20 protein-coding genes and 2 pseudogenes are annotated in these 23018 nt (G+C 70.4%); 15 read left to right on the top strand and 7 right to left on the bottom strand.

The window, feature by feature from the left end; all coding sequences use genetic code 11:
* Positions 1-100: 100 nt before the first annotated feature.
* From AC5P09_RS20050 to AC5P09_RS20060, 3 genes are all read right to left on the bottom strand, one after another.
* Positions 101-250, bottom strand: a complete 150-nt coding sequence (locus AC5P09_RS20050) for a hypothetical protein (protein ID WP_493875197.1) — start codon at positions 248-250, stop codon at positions 101-103.
* Positions 247-1131 (bottom strand): alpha/beta fold hydrolase, encoded by an 885-nt coding sequence (locus tag AC5P09_RS20055; protein WP_493875198.1) that lies wholly within the window; start codon positions 1129-1131, stop codon positions 247-249. The genes AC5P09_RS20050 and AC5P09_RS20055 overlap by 4 nt, the downstream gene beginning before the upstream one ends.
* Before the next feature lie 424 nt (positions 1132-1555).
* On the bottom strand, positions 1556-2263 hold the full coding sequence (locus AC5P09_RS20060) for an SDR family oxidoreductase (RefSeq protein WP_493875199.1): 708 nt from the start codon (positions 2261-2263) through the stop codon (positions 1556-1558).
* Between the two features lie 231 nt (positions 2264-2494).
* Between AC5P09_RS20060 and AC5P09_RS20065 the strand changes: the two genes are divergently transcribed.
* Positions 2495-2716, top strand: coding sequence for a hypothetical protein (locus AC5P09_RS20065; protein WP_493875200.1), 222 nt, complete (start codon positions 2495-2497; stop codon positions 2714-2716).
* A gap of 150 nt (positions 2717-2866) precedes the next feature.
* Here the strand turns inward: AC5P09_RS20065 and AC5P09_RS20070 are convergent, their stop codons facing one another.
* Positions 2867-3487: a hypothetical protein gene (locus tag AC5P09_RS20070; RefSeq protein WP_493875201.1), complete on the bottom strand. Its 621-nt coding sequence runs from the start codon at positions 3485-3487 to the stop codon at positions 2867-2869.
* A gap of 711 nt (positions 3488-4198) precedes the next feature.
* Between AC5P09_RS20070 and AC5P09_RS20075 the strand changes: the two genes are divergently transcribed.
* From AC5P09_RS20075 to AC5P09_RS20095, 5 genes and pseudogenes are all read left to right on the top strand, one after another.
* Positions 4199-4495, top strand: coding sequence for an enoyl-CoA hydratase/isomerase family protein (locus AC5P09_RS20075; RefSeq protein WP_493875202.1), 297 nt, complete (start codon positions 4199-4201; stop codon positions 4493-4495).
* Positions 4496-4649: 154 nt separating this feature from the next.
* A pseudogene (locus tag AC5P09_RS20080) lies at positions 4650-5024 on the top strand (RICIN domain-containing protein); the annotation flags it as partial.
* A 144-nt stretch (positions 5025-5168) separates the two neighbouring features.
* A complete protein-coding gene (locus tag AC5P09_RS20085) occupies positions 5169-5933 on the top strand; it encodes a pectate lyase (protein WP_493875328.1) in 765 nt (254 codons plus the stop codon).
* A 264-nt stretch (positions 5934-6197) separates the two neighbouring features.
* On the top strand, positions 6198-8276 hold the full coding sequence (locus AC5P09_RS20090; protein WP_493875203.1) for a bifunctional polysaccharide deacetylase/glycosyltransferase family 2 protein: 2079 nt from the start codon (positions 6198-6200) through the stop codon (positions 8274-8276).
* Positions 8277-8306: 30 nt separating this feature from the next.
* Positions 8307-9521 (top strand): LCP family protein, encoded by a 1215-nt coding sequence (locus AC5P09_RS20095; protein WP_493875204.1) that lies wholly within the window; start codon positions 8307-8309, stop codon positions 9519-9521.
* Positions 9522-9542: 21 nt separating this feature from the next.
* Here AC5P09_RS20095 and AC5P09_RS20100 read toward each other — a convergent pair whose 3' ends face one another.
* Positions 9543-10724 carry a N(5)-(carboxyethyl)ornithine synthase gene (locus AC5P09_RS20100; protein ID WP_493875205.1) on the bottom strand — a complete coding sequence of 394 codons (1182 nt, stop codon included), beginning with the start codon at positions 10722-10724 and terminating at the stop codon, positions 9543-9545.
* Positions 10725-11248: 524 nt separating this feature from the next.
* Between AC5P09_RS20100 and AC5P09_RS20105 the strand changes: the two genes are divergently transcribed.
* The 3 genes from AC5P09_RS20105 (at position 11249) to AC5P09_RS20115 (ending at position 13126) form a co-directional block, all read left to right on the top strand.
* On the top strand, positions 11249-12340 hold the full coding sequence (locus AC5P09_RS20105; RefSeq protein WP_493875206.1) for a fatty acid desaturase family protein: 1092 nt from the start codon (positions 11249-11251) through the stop codon (positions 12338-12340).
* A gap of 67 nt (positions 12341-12407) precedes the next feature.
* A complete protein-coding gene (locus AC5P09_RS20110) occupies positions 12408-12905 on the top strand; it encodes a DUF2975 domain-containing protein (RefSeq protein WP_493875207.1) in 498 nt (165 codons plus the stop codon).
* Complete coding sequence (locus tag AC5P09_RS20115) at positions 12905-13126, top strand: helix-turn-helix domain-containing protein (protein ID WP_493875208.1); 222 nt, start codon at positions 12905-12907, stop codon at positions 13124-13126. Before AC5P09_RS20110 ends, AC5P09_RS20115 begins: the two co-directional genes overlap by 1 nt.
* Before the next feature lie 27 nt (positions 13127-13153).
* Here the strand turns inward: AC5P09_RS20115 and AC5P09_RS20120 are convergent, their stop codons facing one another.
* Together AC5P09_RS20120 and AC5P09_RS20125 are read right to left on the bottom strand one after the other, a co-directional pair.
* Complete coding sequence (locus AC5P09_RS20120; RefSeq protein WP_493875209.1) at positions 13154-13819, bottom strand: SDR family NAD(P)-dependent oxidoreductase; 666 nt, start codon at positions 13817-13819, stop codon at positions 13154-13156.
* Positions 13816-13998 (bottom strand): annotated as a pseudogene (locus AC5P09_RS20125) (alcohol dehydrogenase); the annotation flags it as partial. The pseudogene AC5P09_RS20125 and the gene AC5P09_RS20120, both read right to left, overlap by 4 nt.
* 197 nt (positions 13999-14195) lie before the next feature.
* On the opposite strand from AC5P09_RS20125, the gene AC5P09_RS20130 reads away from it, so the two are divergent.
* From AC5P09_RS20130 to AC5P09_RS20155, 6 genes are all read left to right on the top strand, one after another.
* Positions 14196-15338, top strand: a complete 1143-nt coding sequence (locus AC5P09_RS20130) for a LacI family DNA-binding transcriptional regulator (protein ID WP_493875210.1) — start codon at positions 14196-14198, stop codon at positions 15336-15338.
* A gap of 372 nt (positions 15339-15710) precedes the next feature.
* A complete protein-coding gene (locus AC5P09_RS20135) occupies positions 15711-17102 on the top strand; it encodes an ABC transporter substrate-binding protein (protein WP_493875211.1) in 1392 nt (463 codons plus the stop codon).
* A gap of 1 nt (position 17103) precedes the next feature.
* Entirely contained in the window at positions 17104-18000 is an 897-nt protein-coding gene (locus AC5P09_RS20140; RefSeq protein ID WP_493875212.1) for a carbohydrate ABC transporter permease, read from the top strand.
* A complete protein-coding gene (locus AC5P09_RS20145; protein ID WP_493875213.1) occupies positions 17997-18929 on the top strand; it encodes a carbohydrate ABC transporter permease in 933 nt (310 codons plus the stop codon). The genes AC5P09_RS20140 and AC5P09_RS20145 overlap by 4 nt, the downstream gene beginning before the upstream one ends.
* Before the next feature lie 48 nt (positions 18930-18977).
* On the top strand, positions 18978-21113 hold the full coding sequence (locus AC5P09_RS20150) for a beta-galactosidase (RefSeq protein WP_493875214.1): 2136 nt from the start codon (positions 18978-18980) through the stop codon (positions 21111-21113).
* 46 nt (positions 21114-21159) lie between these two features.
* The gene (locus tag AC5P09_RS20155; protein WP_493875215.1) at positions 21160-22965 is read left to right on the top strand and encodes an RICIN domain-containing protein; all 1806 of its coding nucleotides are present in this window, start codon (positions 21160-21162) and stop codon (positions 22963-22965) included.
* Positions 22966-23018 lie beyond the last annotated feature (53 nt).

A 23018-nucleotide genomic window follows, 5' to 3' on the forward strand; every position in this document is an offset into this window, starting at 1 on the left:
GACTACGGCATCGTCGGCGACCTCTTCGACGTCGTCCCCCAGCTCACCGAGGAGATCAACACCCGCAAGGGCTGATCCCGTCGGGACCGGGCTGTCCGGGTCAGTACGACCTGGGCAGCCCCAGCACGTGGGCGGCGCCGAGGAGCTGCGGGCGTCGACCGGACGACGTGGCGCCGCTGACCCTGCACTTCGCCAGCGCCGCGTCCAGCTTCACCACGGGGGCGATCGTCCGGGAGGGCGGGGGGATCACCCGGAAGGTGTGACCCGGCTGAGGAAGTCGCGGGAGAGCCCGACGATCTCCTCCAGGTTGGTCTCCAGTGCCCAGTGGCCGCCGTCGAGGAGATGCAGTTCGGCGTCGGGCAGGTCCCGGAGGTAAGCGCGTGCGGAGCCTTCGGGCATGTAGCCGTCCTGCGGGCCCCAGGCGATGAGCGTCGGCGGCCGGTGCTCGCGCAGGTAGGCCTGGTAGCGGGGGAACCAGTCGAGGTTCTCCCGCAGTCCCTCCATGAGCCGGACCATGATCGCGCGTCGTTCCGGCCGGCCGAGCTGTGTCCAGGCCAGCTGCCACAGGTCGGGGCTGATGCGTTCGGCGAGCCGCTCGGGTACGTCATTGAGGAACTCCTCGCGGAAGCCGTCCTCGCTGACGGCCTCCGCGAGCTTCGCCCGTGCCTGTGGCGTCGGGTCGGCCCAGTAGGTGCGCAGGTAGTCGTACTTGGGGCCGAGTTCGTCCTCGTAGATGTCGCCGTTCTGGATGATGAGCCCGGTGACCCGCTGCGGTGCGCGGATTGCGAGACGCAGCCCGATCTGTGAGCCGTAGTCGTGCAGGTAGAGGGTGTACGACGGCAGGCCGAGCGCGTCGGCGAAGCGGAGCAGGAAGTCGGCGTACCCGTCGAAGGAGTACGGGAATCGGGACGGGTCGGGGGTGTCACTGTGGCCGAAGCCGGGGAAGTCCGGCGCGACCAGGCGCAGGCGGTCGCCGAGCGCAGGCATGAAATGCCGGTACTGGAAGGAAGAGCAGGGATAGCCGTGGGGAAGCAGGACCGCGGGGGCGTGTTCGGGGCCTGCCTCGCGGTAGAAGACGCGGACGCCGTCCAGTGTCATCCACCGGTGCCTGACCTGGCAGGGGGCGGTCATCGCATGCCTCCTTCGGGTTCGGGGCGCTGCTTGCACGTCCCGTACGGCTACCCGATCCGGGGCGGCCGAGACCCGGAACCTACCCCCTCGCCGACTTCCCGCCGCTGGTCGCGGCGGCACCGAAGGGGCTGTTCCTCACCGGGACGCCCGCCATCGAGCTGACGGAGGGCGACACCGCGACCGGCACCCAGCCGCTCTGCTTCGTGGACCACGCCACACACGACGTCCGCATCGGCTACTACAGCGACACCTACGTAGCAGGTGCTCGGCGGCATCGGCTTCACCGCCGAGTATCCCTTGCACCGGCCTGTCCGGCGCGCCCTCGTGCTGGACGTCTGCTGGGCAGTTCACGGGAGTTGACGCGCGAGGCCGGGGCACGCCTGCGGACCGAGGGCTCGGCGCCCCCGCTCGTGCACCTGTGACCTCACCAGGGAAGGGGTCCCTCGGCGTCGAAGTAGCCGCCGGTCGGGCCGTCGGGGCCCACCTGCGCCATGCGGACGATGATCTCGGCGCCCTCCTCGACGGTCTGCGTGCCGGTCTTCCCGTTGAGGTCCGTCGCGGTGAAGCCCGGCTCCACGGCGTTGATCCGCATGGCCGGGAACGCCTTCGCGTACTGCACGGTGATCATGTTGACCGTGGCCTTGGACGCCGGGTAGGCGACGCCCGGGTAGAAGGACGCCGGATGGCTCGGGTCGGAGAGGGCTGTCAGCGAGGCCAGGCCGCTGCTGACGTTGACCACGACCGGCGCGGCCGAGCGCCGCAACAGGGGCAGGAAGGCGTGGGTGACGCGGACCACGCCGAAGACGTTCGTCTCGAACGCCGTCCGCATGTCGTCGGCGGTGACGTCCGCGGCGCCGGGCACGCTGTTGTCCTCGCGCCTCGCCTCGATGCCGGCGTTGTTGACCAGTACGTCGAGTCCGCCGTCGGCCTCGACGGTCTTCACGGCGGCCTGGACGGAGGCGTCGTCGGTGACGTCGAGCTGGACGAAGCGGGCGCCGAGCTGTTCGGCGGCGCGGCGTCCGCGTTCGGCGTCCCGGGCGCCGATGTAGACGGTGTGACCTGCGGCGATGAGCCGGCGGGCGGTCTCGAAGCCCAGCCCCTTGTTCGCTCCGGTGATCAGGGTTGTTGTCATGCGTCCAGGTTCCGGCGCGACGCCGCGGACAGCCAGGAGACCCTTCTTCCTGGGACTCCCAGTACCAGGCATGTACGCGGCCGACAGTGTTCACTGGGGGCATGACGGCGACGGAACTCGGACAGGCGTTGCGGCGCTGGCGCGACCGGGTCTCCCCAGGCGCCTTCGGGCGCCCAGCGCCCGCTGTTCACCGACTTCGCCCTGCGCCTGCTCGTCTCGCACCCGGCCGAGATGAGGGTCGCGAACGCCCCGCTCCTCGCCCTGTTCACCGACTTGATGACGGAGCTCGAGGACGCCAATCTGCTGCGCTCCGGCTTCGAAGCCCGGCGCGCGGCCGCGTTGACCATGCGGACCGTCATGTTCAACGCGCAGTCCAGCGGCCAGGACGGCACCCACCCGCTGACCTCCGATGAGATCTGGGACTTCTGCGCCAAGGGGTTCACGCTCAGCTAGGGCTTCGAGGGGCGCAGCCAACGCCTGGGCTACCACGGCCTGTTTCGGTGGGCAGTTGCCGGCCCAGTCCGTCCGGGCGGCGCACCTCGCCTGCCCGGACAGGACCGTCAAGTCGCTGCAGGCACTGTGACTTCTGGCCGTGCCCGCCGCTCAGCCCGCCTGCGGTGCCGCCGCCGGGAGGACCACCGCGGTGAGGTCCAGCGCTGGCAAGGTGGGCATGGCAGGCACGGCCGGCACCGCCGTCACCTCAGGCACTTCGCTGAGGATCTCCGTGACCAGTTCGTTCACCGGGGCCAGCAGCTCGGTCATCGAACCCAGTACAGCGCTCAGATCGAGCGAGGTGAGCGCCTTCACCAGTTCGTCGACGGCCGCATCGATCGAGCCCAGCAGGTCCGAGACCGGGTCGGCGGCCGCGGCCGCGGCCTGCGGGGCAGCGGAGGCCAACCGCTGCTGAACGGCGGTGTGCGCGGTCCGTACGGTGTCCTCGTACGCGGCCGCCGCTGCCGGGTCGAGACGAGCGTCGTCCGTCGCGGCGATGGAGTCCACCGCCTTGACGAGCGGGGCGATCACGTCGGCGTGGTCCGCCCTCTCCAGCGCGTCGAGCCGTTCCACGACCGCGTCCGCCGCGGGTGCTGACCATGCCACGGCGGTCCGGTCCGCGGCCTCTCCATGGATGTCGCTCGCGGCAGCGGCGGTGCCGGCCGGTACGAGCAGCAGAGCCGAGCACAGCAGGGGCGGCAGGAGGAGACCGCGGGATACCAGGGGTCGCATGAACGTTCCTTTCCACAACGCTGTTCCTGCGCCCGCCGTGGAAAGCCGCCCGACCCGCCGCAACCGCTCCGGAAGCCGGCGCCCCGTCCTGAACCTCGGCGGGGCAGCGCTGACCAGCGTCTTTCCTCGGCAGCGCGGCCGGTTTCGGCAGTACCGGCACGTTCGCCCGTCAGGGTGCGCCGTAGAGCGCTCGCGGGGTAGGGATGGTGCCGTGGACATCGACGAGGGGCTGATGCTCCGTCCGGACGGGCGGCCGGGGAATCCCGTGCGATACCTGGTTCTCGACGACTGGCACCGCGCCGAACCGAGCAGTGTCGCGGCCGCCGCAGCCCGGGTGGCCGACTCCTTGTCGCCGACCGTGGGCATGGCGACACGGCGGCCGCCGGACCGGCTGCGTCCGCTGTTGGACGCCCTGACCCTGACGTTGGCCGCACCGGACGTCGAAGCCGACGCCGCCGCCGACGCCCGGCAGCTGGTGTCCGTGGAGGATCCGCGGAAAGCGTTCGAGGAGCTGGCCGACATCGTCGAGCGTCACCCCCGCGCGAGCATCGTCCTGGGGCAGTTGCTGCGTCAGACGCCGTCGCTCGGCACGCTGCAGGGCCTGGCGGCCGAGGCCGCGGCGTACTCGATGCTGCTCGGCGGGACCGAGTTCGCGGCCTGGCTCGCCGGGCGGGGGGGGCGGCCCGTCCGGCGGAAACGGATCTCCCCCTGGTGCGCGTGCGGCGGGACGGCGGCAGGCTGTCGGTGCTGCTGGACCGTCCGGAGCGGCGCAACGCGGTCAGCTTCCGGATGCGGGAGGAACTGTTCGAGGCGCTGGAGATCGCCGCTCTCGACGACACGATCGACGAGGTCGAACTGGCCGGTGCCGGACCGGTGTTCTGCAGCGGAGGCGACCTGGCCGAGTTCGGTACGGCGACGGATCTCGTGGCGGCGTACCTGACGTCGCCGGAACGCGGGTCTTCCAGAATCACGGCAACCTTTCCGGAAACGGTGGCGACTGGGAGGTGACGCGCTCCACGAACTGCCGAACGAAGGTCACCACGTGAGTCCAAGAGCAGCCCTGCACCGCCGGTCACGGCGCAGGAGAACGAACCGCCGCACGGTAGTGATCAGCGTGGTGGCCACCGCTTTGGTCGGCGGCGCGATCACCGGCGGCATCCTGATGAGGTCATCGGACTCCGGGCCGGAGGCGGGCACCTACCGGCTGGTGAACGCCGCCGACGACCAGTGCCTGGCCGTACCGTCCGCCACCACGGCGAGCGACGTCCAGCTGAACGAGGCGCCCTGTGACAGCGCCGCCGACCGGACCTGGCAACTGGCCTCTTCCGACGGCGGGTTCACCGTCAAGGCCGCGCACAGCGGACTGTGCGCCGGGGTCGAGAACGCGTCGAAGTCGGCGGGCCGGGCGGTACAGCAGCAGACCTGCGACGACACCGCCTCGCAGGTGTGGGAGCCGAAGCAGGCGGGGAGCGCGTACCACCTGGTCAACGCCGAGAGCGGCAAGTGCCTGGCCATCAAGGCCCGTCGGGCGCGGCAGGACTCCTGCGACGAGGCGAGCAGCAAGAGCTGGACGCTGAAGGCGGTCAAGGGCTGGTCCTCGCCGACCGCTTCGGCGTCGCCCTCGTCCTCACGCTCGGCATCGTCCCCGTCCCCGTCTCCTTCCCCGTCCGCGTCGCCGTCGGTGTCGGCCTCGGCTTCACCGAGCAAGTCCACATCCCCTTCCGCCGCCACGTCCCCGTCCCCCGTCTCCGCCCTCGGCTCCTGGCCCACCAGCACCGGGGGCAGGCCGGTGACCGCCACCATCCAGGTCTCCGGCAGCTACGACGGCGGCCTGCGGCGCTACTACGGCTCGGGCGCGCTGGGCGGCGACGGCCAGGACGAGGACCAGGACCCGGTCTTCGAGCTCGCCGACGGAGCCGTCCTGAAGAACGTCGTCCTCGGCGCGCCGGCCGCCGACGGCGTGCACTGTCTGGGCAGTTGCACCCTGCAGAACGTGTGGTGGCAGGACGTCGGCGAGGACGCGGCCACCTTCAAGGGCACGTCCGCCTCGGCCAGGTACGTCGTGGTCGGCGGCGGCGCTCGGAAGGCGGACGACAAGGTCTTCCAGCACAACGGTGCCGGAACTCTGACGATCAGGAACTTCCAGGTCGCCGAGTTCGGCAAGCTGTACCGCTCGTGCGGCAACTGCGATACGCAGTACGAGCGCCACGTCGTCATCGACAACGTCAGGGTGACCGGGCCGGGGAAGGTACTGGCCGGCGTCAACGCCAACTACGGGGACACCGCCACCCTCTCCGGTGTGACGATCGTCGGTGACAGCGGCAGGGACATCACCGTCTGCGAGCGCTTCCAGGGCAACACCAGCGGCGCGGAGCCGGACAAGATCGGCAGCGGTCCGGACGGCACGTACTGCCGCTACAGCGCATCGGGCATCGCCTACAAGTGACCCGGGGCCGCGTTCCTGTGAGGCTCGGTGTTATGGCCATGCAACCGAAGAGCTGTGGCTAGACTCGCGCCCCATGCGTACCTCCAGTCCCGTCAGGCAGTGGAAGAAGACGGCCCCTCGCACCGCGCGCCCCGACGCGCACGACTGGAGAAGAAGGGCCCGGAACGCGGCCCGTCGGGGCGACCGCGCGCGCCTCAACTCGCCTGGCGAGCATGCCACTTGTGACCTGCTCGGCGCGTCGGCCGAAAGGGGGGACGAGGTCCCGTGAAGGCTCGGCACAAGCAGTCCCGCGACCCGCGCGGACACTGGCTGTTACTGATCCTCGTCCTCCCCGCGATGTTCGCGGCCCTGCTCTTCGAGGGCTGGACCAACCACGAGGTCGACGCGGCGACGACCCGGTCCGCCTGCACCTCGCCCGCACCCGACGCGGTGGCGGGCGGCGGCCCGGTGGTGGGCATCAACCGCAACGGCATACAGACCGGCTCGATGCCCGCCCGCACCGTCGCGCTCACCTTCGATGGCGGCCCCGACCCCGTGTGGACCCCGCGCCTGCTCGACCTGCTGCGCCGGCACCAGGCGCGCGCCACCTTCTTCCTCTTCGGCTCCCAGGCGGCCCGCCATCCGGACCTGGTACGGCGCATCCGCGACGAGGGGCACGAGATCGGCTCGAACACCTACACCGGTGGCGCCCTGGGCGAGGCGTCCCCCGTCCGTTTCTCGGCCGAACTCGACCTGGCCCAGAGCGCGTTGGCGGGGACCGCGGGTCTGCGCACCAATCTGCTGCGGATGCCGCGCACCACCTCGCCGGACACCCTGTGCGGCCGCGAGTGGCAGGCGGCACAGCGCGCCACCGCCGAGGGCTATGTGCTCGTCGCCGCCGACAAGGCGTCCCGGAAGCCGGCGCAGGGCCTGGTCCGGCAGCTCAGCCAGACGGCGACCGCCTACCGGGAGGCGAAGAAGCTGCTCGAGAACCGCGGCGTCGACCGCTTCACCACCGTCTCTGCGGGTCTCCGGCTCACCCCGTACGCTCCGGTGTCCGCCCTCGAAAGGTGGGGTGGCACCGCCCTGGTCCGGGCCACCGCCGTCGGGCGGGCGTTCTCGAACGCCATGACCTGGACGCTGGGCATCGCGGGCGCTCTCGGGGTACTGCGCCTGCTGCTGCTCGCCGTCTTCGCTCGTGCCCACGTCCGGCGTCTGGAGCGCTCCCGGCCCGGCGCGCCCTGGCTGCGGGAGGTGACGGAACCGGTGACGGTGCTCGTGCCCGCCTACAACGAGGAGGCCGGGATCGAGTCCACCGTCCTCTCCCTGCTGGCCTCCGACTACCCCGAGCTGCAGATCATCGTGGTCGACGACGGCTCGACGGACCGTACCGCGGAGCTCGCCGAGGGGATCGGCGATTCGCGCGTGCTGGTGATCCGCAAGCCCAACGGGGGCAAGGCGGCCGCCCTCAACACCGGCCTGGCCCACGCGAGTCACGACATCGTGGTCATGGTGGACGCCGACACCGTCTTCGAACCGGACGCCATCCGCCATCTCGTCCAGCCGCTGGCACACCCGGCCGTCGGCGCGGTCAGCGGCAACACCAAGGTCGGCAACCGGCGGGGCCTGCTGGCCAAGTGGCAGCATCTCGAGTACTGCTTCGGCTTCAATCTCGACCGCCGCATGTTCGAGGTGCTGGAGTGCATGACCACCGTCCCCGGTGCCATCGGCGCCTTCCGCCGGAACGCGCTGGTGGGCGTCGGCGGGGTCAGCGACGACACCCTCGCCGAGGACACCGACCTCACGATGGCGCTGTGGCGGGCGGGATGGCGGGTGCTCTACGAGGAATCCGCCGTGGCCTGGACCGAAGTGCCCACCTCGCTGCGCCAGTTGTGGCGCCAGCGCTACCGCTGGTGCTACGGCACCATCCAAGCCATGTGGAAGCACCGCCGTGCCGTGGTGGAGGTGGGCGTGGCCGGGCGCTTCGGCCGGCGCGGACTCACGTATCTCGCGCTCTTCCAAGTGGTCCTTCCGCTGCTCGCGCCGATCATCGACGTGTTCGCCCTGTACGGCGTGCTGTTCCTCGATCCACTGAGCGCGGCCGCGGTGTGGTTCGCCTTCCTGGGCGTCCAACTGGTCTGTGCCGGTTACGCGTTGAAGCTCGACGGGGAGCGGAAGCGGGCCCTGTGGTCGATGCCCTTCCAGCTCTTCGTCTACCGGCAGCTGATGTATCTCGTCGTCATCCAGTCCGTGGTCGCCGCCCTGCTGGGCAGCCGGCTGACCTGGCAGCGCATGAAGCGTTCCGGTACGGCCGCTGAACAGATCGGTGGCCCCGCCCCGTATAAGAGCCTGCCGACGAGATGATCCCGATGTGGTGAGGGACTGAGCAGGCTGATGAGTGACGGGACCGACCGCCCGGTGGGCCGCTACGACCGAAGCGGTGGGGTGGCCGAGCCGCCGCGCGTCGCCACGGGCCGGGCGGCGCGCGGGAACGGGGCCCTGCCCACGACCCGTACGGCACCGCTGCCGGGCATGCCCTCCCCCGCCACTCCGGGCCGCACGGGCCACGGACGCAGGCCCCCCGGCGACGCGGGCGGCCGCCGCCGCCCCAGGCCGCGCCCCACCCGGCGCCGCAAGATCGTGCGGCTGACGGTCCTCGTGGTCGGCGCGCTGCTCGCTTCGTCCGTCGGTACGTACGTGTGGGCCGACACCAAGCTCGACCAGGAGGTCGACCTCGGCGCGCTCCCGGACCGCCCGGCGGACGGGAGGGGAACCAACTACCTGATCGTGGGCTCGGACAGCCGCGCCGGGCTGTCCGAGCAGGCGCGGAAGGATCTGCGCACCGGCTCGGCCGAGGGCCGCCGCACCGACTCGATGATCCTGCTGCACACCGGCGCGAACGGCAGCACGATGCTGAGCCTGCCGCGCGACTCGTGGGTGACCGTCCCGCCGTACGTCCGCCCCGAGACCGGCAGGAGTTATCGCGCCGAGCCGGACAAGCTGAACGCCGCGTTCTCCCTCGGCGGCCCCGACCTCCTGGTACGGGCCGTGGAGCGCAACACCGGGCTGCGCATCGACCACTACGCGGAGATCGGCTTCGCGGGCTTCGTCGGTGTGGTGGACGCGGTCGGCGGTGTGGACCTGTGTCTGGACCGGGCCGTGAGGGACGAGAAGTCGGGCGCGGATCTGCCGAAGGGCTGCCAGACCCTCGACGGCGCCGAGGCGCTGGCGTTCGTCCGGCAGCGCAAACAGGAAGCCCAGGGCGACCTGGGCCGCACCCGCAACCAGCAGAAGTTCCTGACCGCGCTCGCCAAGAAGGCCGTCACGCCGAAGACGCTCCTGAACCCGGCCAAGTCCTTCCCCACGCTCGGCGCGGGCCTCGACACGCTCGTGGTGGACAAGGACACGGACCTACCGGATCTCATGTCGCTGTTCCGGGCGATGCAGGGCGTCACGGCGGGCGGCGGCAGGCAGCTCAACGTGCCCGTCTCCGACCCCGCTCTCGCCACCTCCAAGGGCAGCGCCGTGAAGTGGGACGACCGCCGGGCCCGGAAACTCTTCGCGGAACTGCGCGACGACCGGCCGGTGACTCTCCGGCAGGGGAGCTGACATCGACCGGTCGCGGGTGCGTCAGGCCGGCTGTGCGGCGGAGTGCCCTGCCAGGGCGAGGGCCTCGGGGACGTGGGGGTAGGCGGCGGCCCGGTGCTGGAAGGACAGGATCTTCGGGTTCCGTACGACGCCGTCGCGGATCTCGATGGCCTTGCTCACCGTGGCGTCGGCCTCCCACGCCGCGGGGCCGCTCATGACCTTGCGCAGGTAGGGAAGGAGCGCCTCGCTGATTTCCCAGGTGGCCGAGTTCCACAGGTGGGACGGGCTGTGATCCACCGCGTAGTAGTGACAGCCCGGCCCGACCGTGGACATCGGCTCGCCGAAGGTGCTCGGCTCGGCCCATTCGAAGCCCATGCCCTCGTCGCAGGAGACGTCTACGAAGAAGGTCCCCGGCCGGAACAGGGCGAGTTCCTTTTCGGTGACGAACATCAGCGGCGCGTCGGTGTCCTGCAGGACACAGTTGACGATGATGTCGAACCCGGCCAGATACTCCGCCATCGGCACGGAACCGGCCGCGGTGACTGCCCGCAGGCGCGACGGATCGTCCTCCTGCTCCTCGAAGTGGCCCATCACGACCGACGGCATCGGCGAGGCCACCGCCGCCGCGGCGCGCTGGGTGAGCACCGTGACGTCGGAGACGCCCATGGCGCCCAGGCCCGTGACCGCTCCGCGGGCCGTGGCGCCGAAGCTGATGACCGCCGCGCGCAGGCGCCGCCCGTAGCTGCCGGTCAGTCCGCCGAGCTGCAGGGCGTGCAGCACCGAGCAGTAGCCGGCGAGCTCGTTGTTCTTGTGGAACACATGGACGCTGAAGGCGCCCGTGGAGGTCCAGTGGTTCATGGCCTCCCAGGCGATGAGGGTGAGCCGTCGGTCGATGCCGATCTGGGTCATCCTCTCGTCCTGCACGCAGTGCGGCCATCCCCACAGCACCTGGCCCTCGCGCAGTGCGGCGGCGTCCTCGTGCATGGGCTTGGGCAGCAGCAGTACGTCGCACTCGGCGAGGAGTTGCTCACGCGAACGCAGACCCGCCACCAGCGGCCGCAGCGCGTCGTCGGCGACGCCGAACCGGTCGCCGTAGCCCTGCTCGAGGAAGATTTTCTCGCGTACGTCCGGGTCGATCCGGTCGAGGTGGGCGGGGTGCAACGGCAGCCGGAACTCGTTTTCCTTGCGGGAAGAGGCGAGTACTCCGAGGCTCAAAAGGCTCATGCGGTTCCTCATCATCCCGAGGGCGACGCCGTGACGGATGACGGCATACGAAGTGCGCTCGGTGCCTCAACCGTACTCCCGTCCGGCCCCCGAAGCCGACCGTCAGGGCGTCGCCGGACCCCGCCCCGCCGCACCGGGAACCTTGCCGGCGCCCCGGACGTTGAGAGCAGTGGTTGTAGTTGAAGTTTGCGAACGTGGAAGCGCCCGCGGAGTTCTGACAGCGGGCGTTTCGTCGTTTCGGGGGTTTTCTTCGACGGCTGGCGACCAGCAGCCCGCAATCGCGCGAGCGCGCGTTCTGCGACCTCTCGCCATCTCGAAGGAGACATCGCATGACTCGAGGCACCCAGGGAACCCAGGGGCCCAGGGGCCTGCGCGCGGACCAGGTCCGCGCGCTCTGAGGACACATTCCGAGGCAGGCCCGCGCCGCGGGCCTGCCTCGCGCTGCCTCCCTACGGGCCACCCGCATCCGGCGCCCTGTCCCCGCGCCGTCGACACCGGCCCGCATTCTCCCCGAAAGGAAAACTGTGACCACTGAAATCATCAACCGGGGCATCGAACCGGCGGATCCCACCGGGACCCCGGAACCCGCGCCCGGCAGCCGGGGCAGCGACTACGCCGTGCTGTCCCGCGAGGTGCGGCAGAGCGGGCTGCTGAAACGGCGCCCGGGCTACTACTCCGTGAAGGTCGGGGGGAATCTGCTCCTGCTGGCCGCCGGGTGGACCGCGTTCGCCCTGATCGGGGAGTCCTGGTGGCAGCTGCTGACCGCCGCCTTCCTCGCGGTGATGTTCACCCAGACCGGGTTCATCGGGCATGACGCCGGGCACCAGCAGATCGCCGCCTCCAAGCGGGTCAACAACCTGCTCGGCCGCGTGCACGCCGACCTGCTGATCGGCCTCAGCTACGGCTGGTGGATCGCCAAGCACAACCGGCACCACTCCCACCCCAACCACGTCGACCGCGACCCGGACATCGCCGACGGCGCGATCGCCTTCACCGAGGACCACGCCCGCGTCCGCAGGGGAGCGTATGCCTGGCTGGCCCGTCACCAGGCCTGGCTGTTCTTCCCGATGCTGCTCCTGGAAGGGCTCGCCCTGCACGTCGCCGGTGTGAAGGCGCTGTTCGACGGCACCAGCGCCCGCGCCTCCCGGATGACCAAGGTGGCCCAGGCGAGCCTGCTGACGGCGCATCTCGTCGGCTATCTCACCGCCGTGTTCTGGGTCCTGCCTCCCGTCCAGGCCGTGTGCTTCCTGCTGGTGCACCAGGGACTGTTCGGGCTGTACATGGGGTGCTCCTTCGCCCCCAACCACAAGGGCATGCCCATCTTCGCCAAGGACGACAAGATCGACTTCCTGCGTCGGCAGGTACTGACCTCACGCAACATCCGTGGCAGCCGGTTCACCGACTTCGCGCTCGGCGGGCTGAACTACCAGGTCGAGCACCACCTGTTCCCGTCCATGCCGCGGCCCAGCCTGCGCCATGCCCAGGACATCGTGCGCACGTTCTGCGCCCGGCACGGCATCGCCTACCACGAGACCGGGCTCCTCGAGTCCTACGCCCAGGTGCTGCGGCACCTCCACGCGGTCGGCGGCCCGCTCCGCCCGGAGTTGGAGTACTGACCGGCCCCCTTGCCACGCCTATCGAATATCGATAGATTCCCATCGCACCTCGATCGAAGGAGAGACGATGGGAAAGCTGCCCGTGCTGGCGCTGCGAGCCGTGCTCGTGGCGCTGCTCGCCGGTTCGTTGTTCGTCCAGACAGTGATGGTGCCGCTGCTGGCCGAGGACCTGGACGGGCTCAACGCGGACTACGCGTACCTGCGGACCCCGTTCCTCGTGATCACGGTCCTGGGGATCGTGACGGTCCAGGTCGTCCTGGTCTGCGTGTGGCGGCTGGTGACGATGGTGCGACGCGGGACGGTGTTCTCCCACGCCGCCTTCCGGTACGTGCACATCGTGATCGGCGCGATGGTGGCGGCCGCGCTCCTGGTCTTCGCGCTCGGAGTGGTCCTGGCGCCGGGCGAGGCCGTGGCCCCGGGCGTTGTGCTCCTGCTGGGCGGCGTCGCCCTGGCGATCCTGGGGGTCGCCCTCATCGTGCTCGTCCTGCGGATGCTGCTCGCCCAGGCCGTCGCGCGCGACGTCGAGGCGACGCAGATGCAGGCCGAGCTGTCCGAGGTGATCTGATGCCGATCACCGTCGACATCGACGTGATGCTGGCCAAGCGCAAGATGTCCGTGGGCGAGCTCGCGGACCGCGTCGGAATCACCCCCGCCAACCTCGCCGTACTCAAGAACGGCCGCGCCAAGGCGGTGCGCTTCACGACACTCGCCGCGCTCTGCGAGGTACTCGAGTGCCAGCCGGGAGACCTGCTGCGCTGGGAGACCGAGGGCGCCCCGGACGGGTGACGGCCACCGCCCGGTCTCCCGGCTCGGTCAGGAGTCGAGGTCGTCGGCGAAGTGCCGGAACCCCTGCCTGTCGCGGTGGATGCCCCACAAGGTGTCCGCCAGTACGGCCGGGTCCTTGCGGTGGTGGCCGGGGACGATCGCGCCGGGGATGATCAGCTGTGCGACGTGGATGCCCTCGGGGGCGAGCGTGTCGTGCAGCAACCGGCCGTAGGCACTCTCGGCGGCGAAAGCGATCGAGGTGCCCGCACGGTCGGGGTGCGGGACGACGGCGGTGCCGCCGTTGACGAACAGGACGGTGCCGCGGCCGAGCGCCCGCAGGTCCGGCAGCACCTGCCGTACGGCGGCGACCGGGCCGTGGACGGAGAACGCGAGGGGACCGACGAGGTCCGCCGGGGTGGTCTCCAGCACGGGCCGCATGAAGTCCCGGTGCGGGACCGGGCTGTACTGGAGGATCTCGATCGGGCCCAGGGTGGCGTGCGCCGCGTCCAGGGCGGCCTGAAGGGCATTCGGGTCACGTACGTCGGCGGCGACGCCGCGCGCCGTGACGCCGTCGCGCAGGAGGTCGGCGGCCAGGGTGTCCAACCGCCCCTGGTCACGGGCGATCAGCGCGATGTCGTGGCCCTCGCGGCCGAACCGACGGGCGACCGCGGCGCCGAGGCCCGGTCCCGCTCCGATGATGGCCATGGTGGTCATGAGGCGTCCTTGAGGGTGAAGGTGTCGATGGCGAAGCGGTGGCGCACGTCGGAGACGAGGACGCGCTCGTACGCCTCGTTGATCCTCTCGGCGGGGATGACCTCCGCTTCGGCGCCCACACCGTACTCGGCGCAGAAGTCGAGCATCTCCCGGGTGGTGCGGACACCGCCGATTTGCGAGTCGAGCGGCGAGCAGGTCGTCACGCCGGCGCAACCAGCGGGGCCGCCTCGTCGAGGCCCCGCACGCCGGCGGACTCGGTTACGGATGTGTTCCGAACTCTTGACGGCCGTCGTCTGACTGCGTAGACATGACAGCGCAGTCAGACATACGGCGTCTGACATCATTGGGCTCGATCGTGCGGCCGTCTGGAGGCGTGATGACGCGAGGGACAGGGCGGGACCAAAGCCCCGCGGCGCCGCGCAGCGTGGACGTGGCCCGGCTGGCCGGGGTCTCGCAGAAGACGGTGTCGCGGGTCTTCAACGACGAGCCGTACGTCTCCGCCGAGGTGCGCCGCCGGGTCCTCGAAGCCGCCGAACAGCTCGGCTACCGCCGCAACAACGCCGCCCGCGCGCTGGCTTCCGGACGGACCCGCTCGATCGGCGTGGTCACGCTGGGCACGGCCCTGTACGGCCCCGCCTCGCTGCTCATGGGCGTCGAACGGGTGGTCAGGGACACGGGCTACGCGCTCCGCGTGGTCAACACCATGGAAGGCGACCCGGCGGGCCTCGCCGGCGCCGTCGACTCGCTCCTCGACCAGGGCGTGGACGGCATCGTCATCTCCGAGCCGATCGAGGAGGAAGGCACCGAAGGAGACCTCTCGGTCCCCGTCAACGTCCCGGTTCTGGTTCTCGGCGCGCCCCCGCCCTTCACGGCCTCCACCGTGCTGTACGGGGCAGGCGGCGCCGACCTGATGGCACGGGCGGCCGTCGAGCATCTGCTGGACCTGGGACACCCGACCGTTCATCATCTCGCCGGTCCCCAGCGGTGGTACGCCGCCAAGGACCGTCTCGAGGGATGGCGGGCGGCACTGGCCGCCCACGGCAGGGACCAACCGCCGGTGATCGAGGGCGACTGGTCGGCCGCCTCCGGCTACGCGGCGGGCCGGGAACTGGCCGCCGACCCCGAGGTGACGGCGGTGTTCGCCGCCAACGACGACATGGCCATCGGCCTGATCCGCGCCCTGGCGGAAGCCGGCCGGAGGGTTCCGGAGGACGTCAGCGTGGTCGGCTTCGACGACATCCCGGTCGCCGCCTATGTGACTCCTCCGCTGACCACGGTGCGGCAGCAGTTCGACACCGCGGCGCAGGAGGGGCTCAAGCGACTCGTGCATGCCATCGAGAACCCGCAGGCAGAGGCGCTGCCGGCGAGCGACCCACCGGTCCACCTCGTCGTCCGTGCCTCGACCCAGCCCCCGCCGCCCCGGCGGCCCCCGGGACGTCGACGACATACCGCCTCCCGACCCCGTGGCGGGCCGCACGATCCCCCGCCCGCGAACGGAGGTTCGTCCACCCACCACTGAGCAGGGCCGACCAGTCCGGGCCAGGGAGCTCGGACCAGGCCTGTGATCCCGGGGCGAGCCGCCGAACCGGCCATCGCTCAGCCCTGTTCCTCCCGACCGCGTCCCCGCCGCTGCGGACGACCCCGCACCAGGGACTACGCGCGCGTTCCCCTTCGCCAGGCGGCCGTCGGGCCGCATGCCGCAGCTCTCTGCGGCCCTCCGCTTCACGCACCTGTGTGCCGCACCTCGGTCGCAGCCCGCGCAGCCGGGCTCCCCAACCCGTCGGCCTCGACGCCCAGTCGTCAGGTCCGCGCGTTGTCTCCCCTTCGTCATCCCTCTTCGGCACGCCCTCGTCCGGCGTGCCGACCCCTTCGCCATCGGCGGGAGTTCACCATGCCCATATCCGGATCCTTCGCCGGCTCCTCCTCCATGAACCGTCGGCTCTTCCTCACCGCGACGGGAGCGCTGTCGCTGAGTGCCGCGCTGTCCGCCTGCGGTGGCGGCGGTTCCGACGACTCCTCCGCCGCCGCCGACCCGGTCGGCCAGGCCGACATCGACAAGGCGATGAAGACGCCGACCGAGCTGACGTTCTGGACCTGGGTCCCGAACATCGCCAAGGAGGTCGCGCTCTTCGAGAAGAAGTACCCGGCCATCAAGGTCAAGGTCGTCAACGCCGGCCAGGGCACCCCGCAGTACACCAAGCTGCGTACGGCCCTGAAGGCCGGCAGCGGCGCTCCGGACATGGTGCAGATCGAGTACCAGGCCATCCCGACCTTCACGATCACCAACAGCCTGCTGGACCTGCGTCCTTACGGTGCCTCCGCGCTCAAGGAGCAGTTCGTCGACTGGACATGGGGCCAGGTCAGCGGCAGCGACGGCGAGGTCTGGGCGATCCCCCAGGACACCGGACCGATGGGCATGCTGTACCGCAAGGACATCTTCGACAAGCACGGCATCGAAGTCCCGGGAACCTGGGACGAGTTCGCCGCGGCGGCGCGCAAGCTTCACAAGGCCGACCCTGACGTGTTTCTCACCAACCTCGCGGCCAACCAGCCCGCCGCCTGGCACGGCCTGCAGTGGCAGGCGGGCGCCAAGCCGTACGTCACCTCCGGCAAGAGCGACATCACCATCAGCGTCGACGACGCGGTCTCCAGGAAGCTCGGCGAGTACTGGGGCGGGCTCGCGAAGGAAGGGGTCATCGGCGTCGAGCCGGACTTCACCGACGCCTGGTACGCCGCGCTCAACAAGGGCAAGTACGCCACCTGGATCACCGCCGCCTGGGGCCCCGTCTTCCTCTCCGGCTCCGCCAAGGACACCGCGGGCAAGTGGCGGGCGGCCCCGCTGCCCCAGTGGGACACGGCCAAGCCCAGCTCGGGCAACTGGGGCGGCTCGACCACCGCGGTCATCCGCTCGACCAAGAACCCGATCGCGGCGGCGATGTTCGCTCAGTTCCTCAACACCGACCCGGCCAGCGCGCGGATGTTCGCCACCGAGCAGTTCTTCTTCCCGGCGACCAAGTCCCTGCTCACGGACGCCGAGTTCGTCGGCGAGGCGTCCTCGTTCTACGGCGGCCAGAAGGTCAACCAGCTGTTCGCCGACATCAGTTCCACCGTCAACGCCTCCTTCCAGTGGCCGCCGTTCCTCGACCAGGCGGCGACGGACTGGACCGAGACGGTCGGCAAGTCCCTCGCCGACAAGACCGACCCCGTCCGCGCGCTCGGCACCTGGCAGTCGCGTCTGACCACGTACGCCAAGGACCAGGGCTTCACCGTCAAGGGGGGCTGAGATGGCCGTCACCACCGCGACCTCCGCCAAGGGGAAGCGCCGTGCGGCAGGACCGCTGTTCGTCGCACCGTTCATGGTGCTCTTCCTCCTGCTCTTCCTGGCCCCGCTCGGCTACGCCGCCTACCTCAGCCTGTTCCAGGAACGCCTCATCGGCGGGACGGCGTTCGTCGGGCTGGACAACTACGTCAAGGCCGTCCAGGACCCGCTGCTCATCAACGGCGTCGGACGCGTCGCGCTGTTCTTCGTGATCCAGGTCCCGGTGATGCTGCTGCTGGCGCTGCTGTTCGCCCTCGCGCTCGACAGCGGGCTGCTGCGGCTCGCCCGGGTGATCCGGCTGGGCATCTTCGTGCCGTACGCCGTGCCGAGCGTGGTCGCCGCGCTCATGTGGGGCTATCTGTACGGTCCGGACTTCGGCCCGTTCGCCCAGCTGAGCCGGAACCTCGACCTGCCGGTCCCCGACTTCCTCAGCGAGGGCTGGATGCTCGGCAGTCTGGCGAACATCGTGACCTGGGAGTTCGTCGGCTACAACATGATCATTCTGTACGCCGCCCTGCGCACCATCCCCCAGGAGCTGTACGAGGCGGCCGCGATGGACGGGGCCGGCGCCTGGCGGACCGCCTGGTCCGTCAAGCTGCCCGCGCTGCGGCCCGCGCTCATGCTCACCCTGCTGTTCTCCATCATCGGCAGCTTCCAGCTGTTCAACGAACCGAACCTGCTGATGAAGATCGCCCCGGACGTCATCAGCAGCTCCTACACCGCCAACCTCTACGCCTACTCACTCGCCTTCACCGGCCAGCAGGTCAACTACGCGGCCACGGTGTCCTTCCTTCTCGGCCTCGTCATCGTGATCGCCTCCTACGCCGTCCTGCTCACCGCGAACCGCAGGAGGACCCCGTGACGACGACCGCCCCCGCGGCCCCGATCACCACGGACCGCTCACCCGCCAAAACGCCCCGCGTCAGGAGCAGGCCGTCCTCCCGGCGTCGCAGTACCCCCCTGACGATCGCCATGCTGGCCGTCCTGGCCTACTTCCTCCTGCCGCTGTTCTGGCTGCTGATCGCCTCGACCAAGAGCACCCAGGACCTCTTCAACAGCTTCGGCCTGTGGTTCTCGGACGCACCGCAACTGCTGGCCAACGTCAAGGCGACCTTCACCCAGGACGACGGGGTCTTCGTGCAGTGGCTGCTCAACACGCTGCTGTACGCCGTCGTGAGCGCCCTCGGTGCCGCCCTGCTCGCGGCCGCGGCCGGATACGGCTTCGCCAAGTTCCGCTTCCGCGGCGACCGGGCCGCCTTCAACCTGGTCCTCGGTGCCGTCATGGTCCCGACCACCGCCCTGGCGATCCCGACCTATCTGCTCTTCGCCGAGGCGGGCCTGGTCAACACCCCCTGGGCGATCATCCTGCCCTCCCTGGTCAATCCGTTCGGCCTCTACCTCATGCGCGTCTACGCCCAGGACGCCGTCCCCGACAGCATCCTGGAGGCCGCCCGCATCGACGGCGCCGGGGAAGCCCGGATCTTCTTCACCATCGCCCTGCGCCTGCTCGCGCCGGGCCTGGTGACGGTCCTGCTGTTCACGCTCGTGGCGACCTGGAACAACTACTTCCTGCCGCTGATCATGCTCAACGACCCGGACCTGTACCCCATCACGGTCGGGCTCTCCTCCTGGGCCGCCCAGGCCCAGAACGGCGGGGCCGGCGCCAGCAGCGACATGCTCGCGCTGGTCGTGACCGGCTCCCTGATCTCGATCCTTCCCCTCGTCGCGGCCTTCCTGCTGCTCCAGCGGTACTGGCAGAGCGGCCTGGCAGCGGGCGGCGTCAAGCAGTAGGGCACGCAGCCCCGTTGTCACTCCCCTTTTCCCCCGGAGGTTTCCTTCATGGCGGCTCTGCCTGCCCGCGTCCTCTTCGGCGCCGCGTACTACCACGAGTACCAGCCGCCCTACGGCACCGACCGCCCCGCCGAGCGCCTCAAGACCGACCTGGACCTGATGGCCGACGCGCATGTCACCGTCATCCGGGTCGGCGAGTCGGTGTGGTCGACCTGGGAACCGGAGAACGGACGGTTCGACCTCGACTGGCTCCGGCCCGTCCTCGACGGCGCCCACGAGCGCGGTATCTCCGTCGTCCTCGGCACCCCGACGTACGCCGTCCCGCCGTGGCTGGCCCGCCAGTACCCGGAGATCACGGGCGAGCGGCGCACCGGCGAGCGCATCGGCTGGGGCGCCCGCCAGGAAGTCGACTTCACCCACCCCGCGTTCCGGTTCCACGCCGAGCGGGTCATCCGCAAGATCGTCGCCCGTTACGTCGACCACCCGGCGGTCATCGGCTTCCAGGTCGACAACGAACCGGGCCTGGAACTGTTCCACAATCACGGCGTCTTCCAGCGCTTCACCGACCACCTGCGCGACAAGTACGGCGACGTCGAGACCCTCAACCGCGAGTGGGGCCTGGTCTACTGGTCCCACCGCCTCTCCACCTGGGCCGACCTGTGGACACCGGACGGCAACGCCCAGCCGCAGTACGACGTCGCCTGGCGGGAGTTCCAGGCCCGCCAGGTCACCGAGTTCATCGGCTGGCAGGCCGACATCGTCCGCGAGTACGCGGGCCCCGAGCAGTTCGTCACCACCTGCATCTCCTACAAGCGCCCCGGGGTGGAGGACGACGAGCTGACCGACCGCCTCGACATCGCCTCCGGCAACCCGTACTACGACATGCAGGACGGCCTCCTGCTCCCCGACCCCACGCCCGACGACCACCGGCAGACCTGGAAGACGACCGGGGTGTGGTCGCTGTACCAGACCGCCGACTGGATGTTCTCCTCGCGCCAGGAGCCGTTCCTGGTCACCGAGACCAACGCCGGCTCGATCGGCTTCCCCTGGGAGAACCGGCCCGCCTACGACGGCCAGTGGCGGCAGGCGGCCTGGGCGCTGGTCGCGCGCGGGGCCCGCATGATCGAGTACTGGCACTGGCACACGCTGCACTTCGGCGCGGAGACCTACTGGGGCGGCATCCTGCCCCACACCGGCCGGCCGGGCCGCACGTACGCCGAACTCGCCCGTCTCGGCGCCGAGTTCGAGGCGGCCGGTCCGCTCGTCGCCGGGCTCGAACCGGACGCGGACATCACGATGGTGTACTCGACGCCGAGCAAGTGGCTCATGCAGAAGTACCCGCCGCTCGCGACACCCGACGGCGAGCCGGACCCGGAGGCCTACCACCGCATCTTCGACCCCCTCTACCGCGGCGCCTTCGACGCCGGCCGCCAGGTGCGCATCGTGCACGCCCGCCAGCTGCACGACCCGCGCGGGGAGCGGGAGGGACTGACACCCGAGGAGGCCGTCGGCCGCCACCCCGTCCTCGTCGTCCCGGCGTTGTACATCGCCGCCGACTCGACACTCGACTGGCTCGCGGCCTACGCGGAAGCGGGCGGCCACCTGGTCCTCGGCCCCCGCACCGGCTACGCCGACCACGAGGCCCGCGCCCGCCAGGAACCGGCTCCCGGACGGCTGGTGGAGGCCGCGGGCGTCCACTACGACGAGTTCAGCAACCTCGTACGGGAGGTCCCCGTGCGGTCGGAGTCCGGCGGGCCGCTCGACCTGCCCGAGGGGGCGACGGCGACCCGCTGGGCGGACGGCCTCACCGTCACCGACGCCGACGTCCTCGTCACGTACGACCACCCGCACTTCGGCCGCTGGCCCGCGGTCACCACCCGCCGTCACGGCGAGGGCCGCGTCACCTGCGTCGGCACCGTCCCCGGCCGCGACCTCGCCCGGGCACTGGCCGCCTGGATGGCACCGGCCTCCCGCAGCACGTGGCGGGACCTCCCGGCCTCCGTCACCGCGACGACCGGCACCTCGCCCGACGGCCGCCGCGTCCACGTCGTCCACAACTGGAGCTGGGAGCCCACGAGCGTCCCGGTCCCGGTGGACCTCTCCGACGCCTTGAACGACGCGTCCCTCCCCGCTGGCACGGCGCTGGACCTCGGCGCTTGGGACGTACGCGTGTTCGTCTCCTGATCCGACCCCGACAGGTATCACCGTGGCCAATCCCCGAGGAGGGGCAATGCACGCGAGAAGAGCAGCGAAAGCACTGGGAACGTTCGTCGCCGCATCAGCGATGCTGGCGATACCCGCCTCCAGTGCGCAGGCGTACAACCCGACGGGCGGGATCCTCTACCAGCTCGGAAGCGAACCGTGTCTGAAGGGGCGCGGCAACTGCGCGGTCTACCCGAAGTCGGCGCAGCTGCCGAGCGGACGTCTGGTCGCGTCGTTCGAGAAGTCCACGGTCGTGACGGCGACCGGCAGCGCCGACAGACAGACGCTCCCCGTGTACAAGAGCGACGACCACGGAACCTCGTGGCAGCCGCTGTCCGAGGTCAAGGCGCCGGCGTACCTCTCGAGCGACCCCAAGTTCGCGAAGTACACGAGCAACTGGACGAACCCGTACTTGTACACGCTTCCGCAGGACGTGGGGAATCTGAAGCAGGGCACGCTGCTCCTCGCGAGCGTCGTGTCGGGCGACGACTACTACTACAAGGAGCACAAGGCGGCCGACCCGAACTGGACGCCGTCCAACGACGGGGACCGCAAGGACCTGGCGATCGCCCTGTACTCCAGCACCGACCAAGGTGCGACGTGGAACGTCCTCAACATCGTCGCGACGGGCGGCTGGCAGGGCGGCAGTGCGGGCGCGGTCGGCCAGAACATCGCGAACGCCAACACGAACAAGCAGGTGGATCCCCTGTGGGAGCCGTACCTGATGGTCTACAAGGGCAAGCTCGTCTGCTACTACTCCGATGAGAACGACTACATCGGCTTCAACTCCGCCACCGGTGTGCCCACCCTGGACCCGGCGAACGACACCGCGCCTGACTCGCACGGCCAGATCCTCGCCCACAGGACCTGGGACGGCCGCAGCACCCAGTGGAGCTCCCCCGTCCTCGACATCGCCGGACTGACCCAGAACATGGGAGGCGGCAAGACGGAGATCGGCGGCGGCCGGCCGGGCATGACGAACGTCGTGCGCACGACGGACGGCAAGTGGATGCTCCCCTTCGAGTACTGGGCCGGCGGAGCCAACACCAGGTACGTGCTCGCCGACAGCCCGTTGGAGTTCTACCGGGGCTCCGCCACCGGAACGGACGTCGGCTCTCTGCCGGTCGCCACCGGCTCCCGTCCCCTCTCGGGGGGCGGCAGTCCGGTCATCGTCCGGCTTCCCGGCGGGCGCCTGGTCTACAACGCGGCCGGCAGCGGCAACGTCTGGGTCAACGAGAGCGGGCGCAGCGACGGCACGTGGAAGGAGTACCAGACGACCTCACCGGCCGGATACAGCCGCAACCTGCAGTACGTCGAAGGCACCGGCCGCATCGCGATCCTCAACAACCAGGGCACCTCGACGCTCGCCTACGCCGAGGTCGACCTCGGCCACTCGGACGGCGCCTACCACCAGTTGGTCAACCGAAAGACCGACCAGGTCATCGGCACCGGGAACAACACCACCGACGCGAACATCGGCAACGCGGACGTGCCCGATGTCGTCCTGGAAGAGCCCGGCGCGGCGGCGAACCCGGCCACCCAGTACTGGCACGTGGTGACCGAGCCGAACGGCGGCACGACCCTGCTGAACAAGTCGGGCGGCCGCGCCGCGGCCATCTGGACGGGGAACGCGACGGCCGGCCAGCGGATCGGCCAGTGGGTCGACAACAGCGCCACCGGCAGCTGGAACCTGATCAGGACGAGCGACGGCTTCTACAAACTGCAGGCGGTCAAGAACACCAGCCTGTACTTGACCGGTGCGTCCGACGGGGCGGCACTCACCCTGCAGACCGCGGCCACGGACGGCTCGCAGGACTGGGAGCTCGTCCAGTAGGCCACTCGCCGTGGCGGCGGCACCCCGTACGAGGGCTCTTGGGGGCGCGGCTC

The organism is Streptomyces sp. a15, assembly GCF_059026085.1.

What these genes read in the sequence shown, in the direction of transcription:
- AC5P09_RS20055 (WP_493875198.1), bottom strand. Translation starts at nt 1,131, where the DNA reads ATGACCGCCCCCTGCCAGGTCAGGCACCGGTGGATGACACTGGACGGC.
- AC5P09_RS20060 (WP_493875199.1), bottom strand. Translation starts at nt 2,263, where the DNA reads ATGACAACAACCCTGATCACCGGAGCGAACAAGGGGCTGGGCTTCGAG.
- AC5P09_RS20065 (WP_493875200.1), top strand. Translation starts at nt 2,495, where the DNA reads ATGAGGGTCGCGAACGCCCCGCTCCTCGCCCTGTTCACCGACTTGATG.
- AC5P09_RS20070 (WP_493875201.1), bottom strand. Translation starts at nt 3,487, where the DNA reads ATGCGACCCCTGGTATCCCGCGGTCTCCTCCTGCCGCCCCTGCTGTGC.
- AC5P09_RS20095 (WP_493875204.1), top strand. Translation starts at nt 8,307, where the DNA reads ATGAGTGACGGGACCGACCGCCCGGTGGGCCGCTACGACCGAAGCGGT.
- AC5P09_RS20100 (WP_493875205.1), bottom strand. Translation starts at nt 10,724, where the DNA reads ATGAGCCTTTTGAGCCTCGGAGTACTCGCCTCTTCCCGCAAGGAAAAC.
- AC5P09_RS20110 (WP_493875207.1), top strand. Translation starts at nt 12,408, where the DNA reads ATGGGAAAGCTGCCCGTGCTGGCGCTGCGAGCCGTGCTCGTGGCGCTG.
- AC5P09_RS20115 (WP_493875208.1), top strand. Translation starts at nt 12,905, where the DNA reads ATGCCGATCACCGTCGACATCGACGTGATGCTGGCCAAGCGCAAGATG.
- AC5P09_RS20120 (WP_493875209.1), bottom strand. Translation starts at nt 13,819, where the DNA reads ATGACCACCATGGCCATCATCGGAGCGGGACCGGGCCTCGGCGCCGCG.
- AC5P09_RS20130 (WP_493875210.1), top strand. Translation starts at nt 14,196, where the DNA reads ATGACGCGAGGGACAGGGCGGGACCAAAGCCCCGCGGCGCCGCGCAGC.
- AC5P09_RS20135 (WP_493875211.1), top strand. Translation starts at nt 15,711, where the DNA reads ATGCCCATATCCGGATCCTTCGCCGGCTCCTCCTCCATGAACCGTCGG.
- AC5P09_RS20140 (WP_493875212.1), top strand. Translation starts at nt 17,104, where the DNA reads ATGGCCGTCACCACCGCGACCTCCGCCAAGGGGAAGCGCCGTGCGGCA.
- AC5P09_RS20150 (WP_493875214.1), top strand. Translation starts at nt 18,978, where the DNA reads ATGGCGGCTCTGCCTGCCCGCGTCCTCTTCGGCGCCGCGTACTACCAC.
- AC5P09_RS20155 (WP_493875215.1), top strand. Translation starts at nt 21,160, where the DNA reads ATGCACGCGAGAAGAGCAGCGAAAGCACTGGGAACGTTCGTCGCCGCA.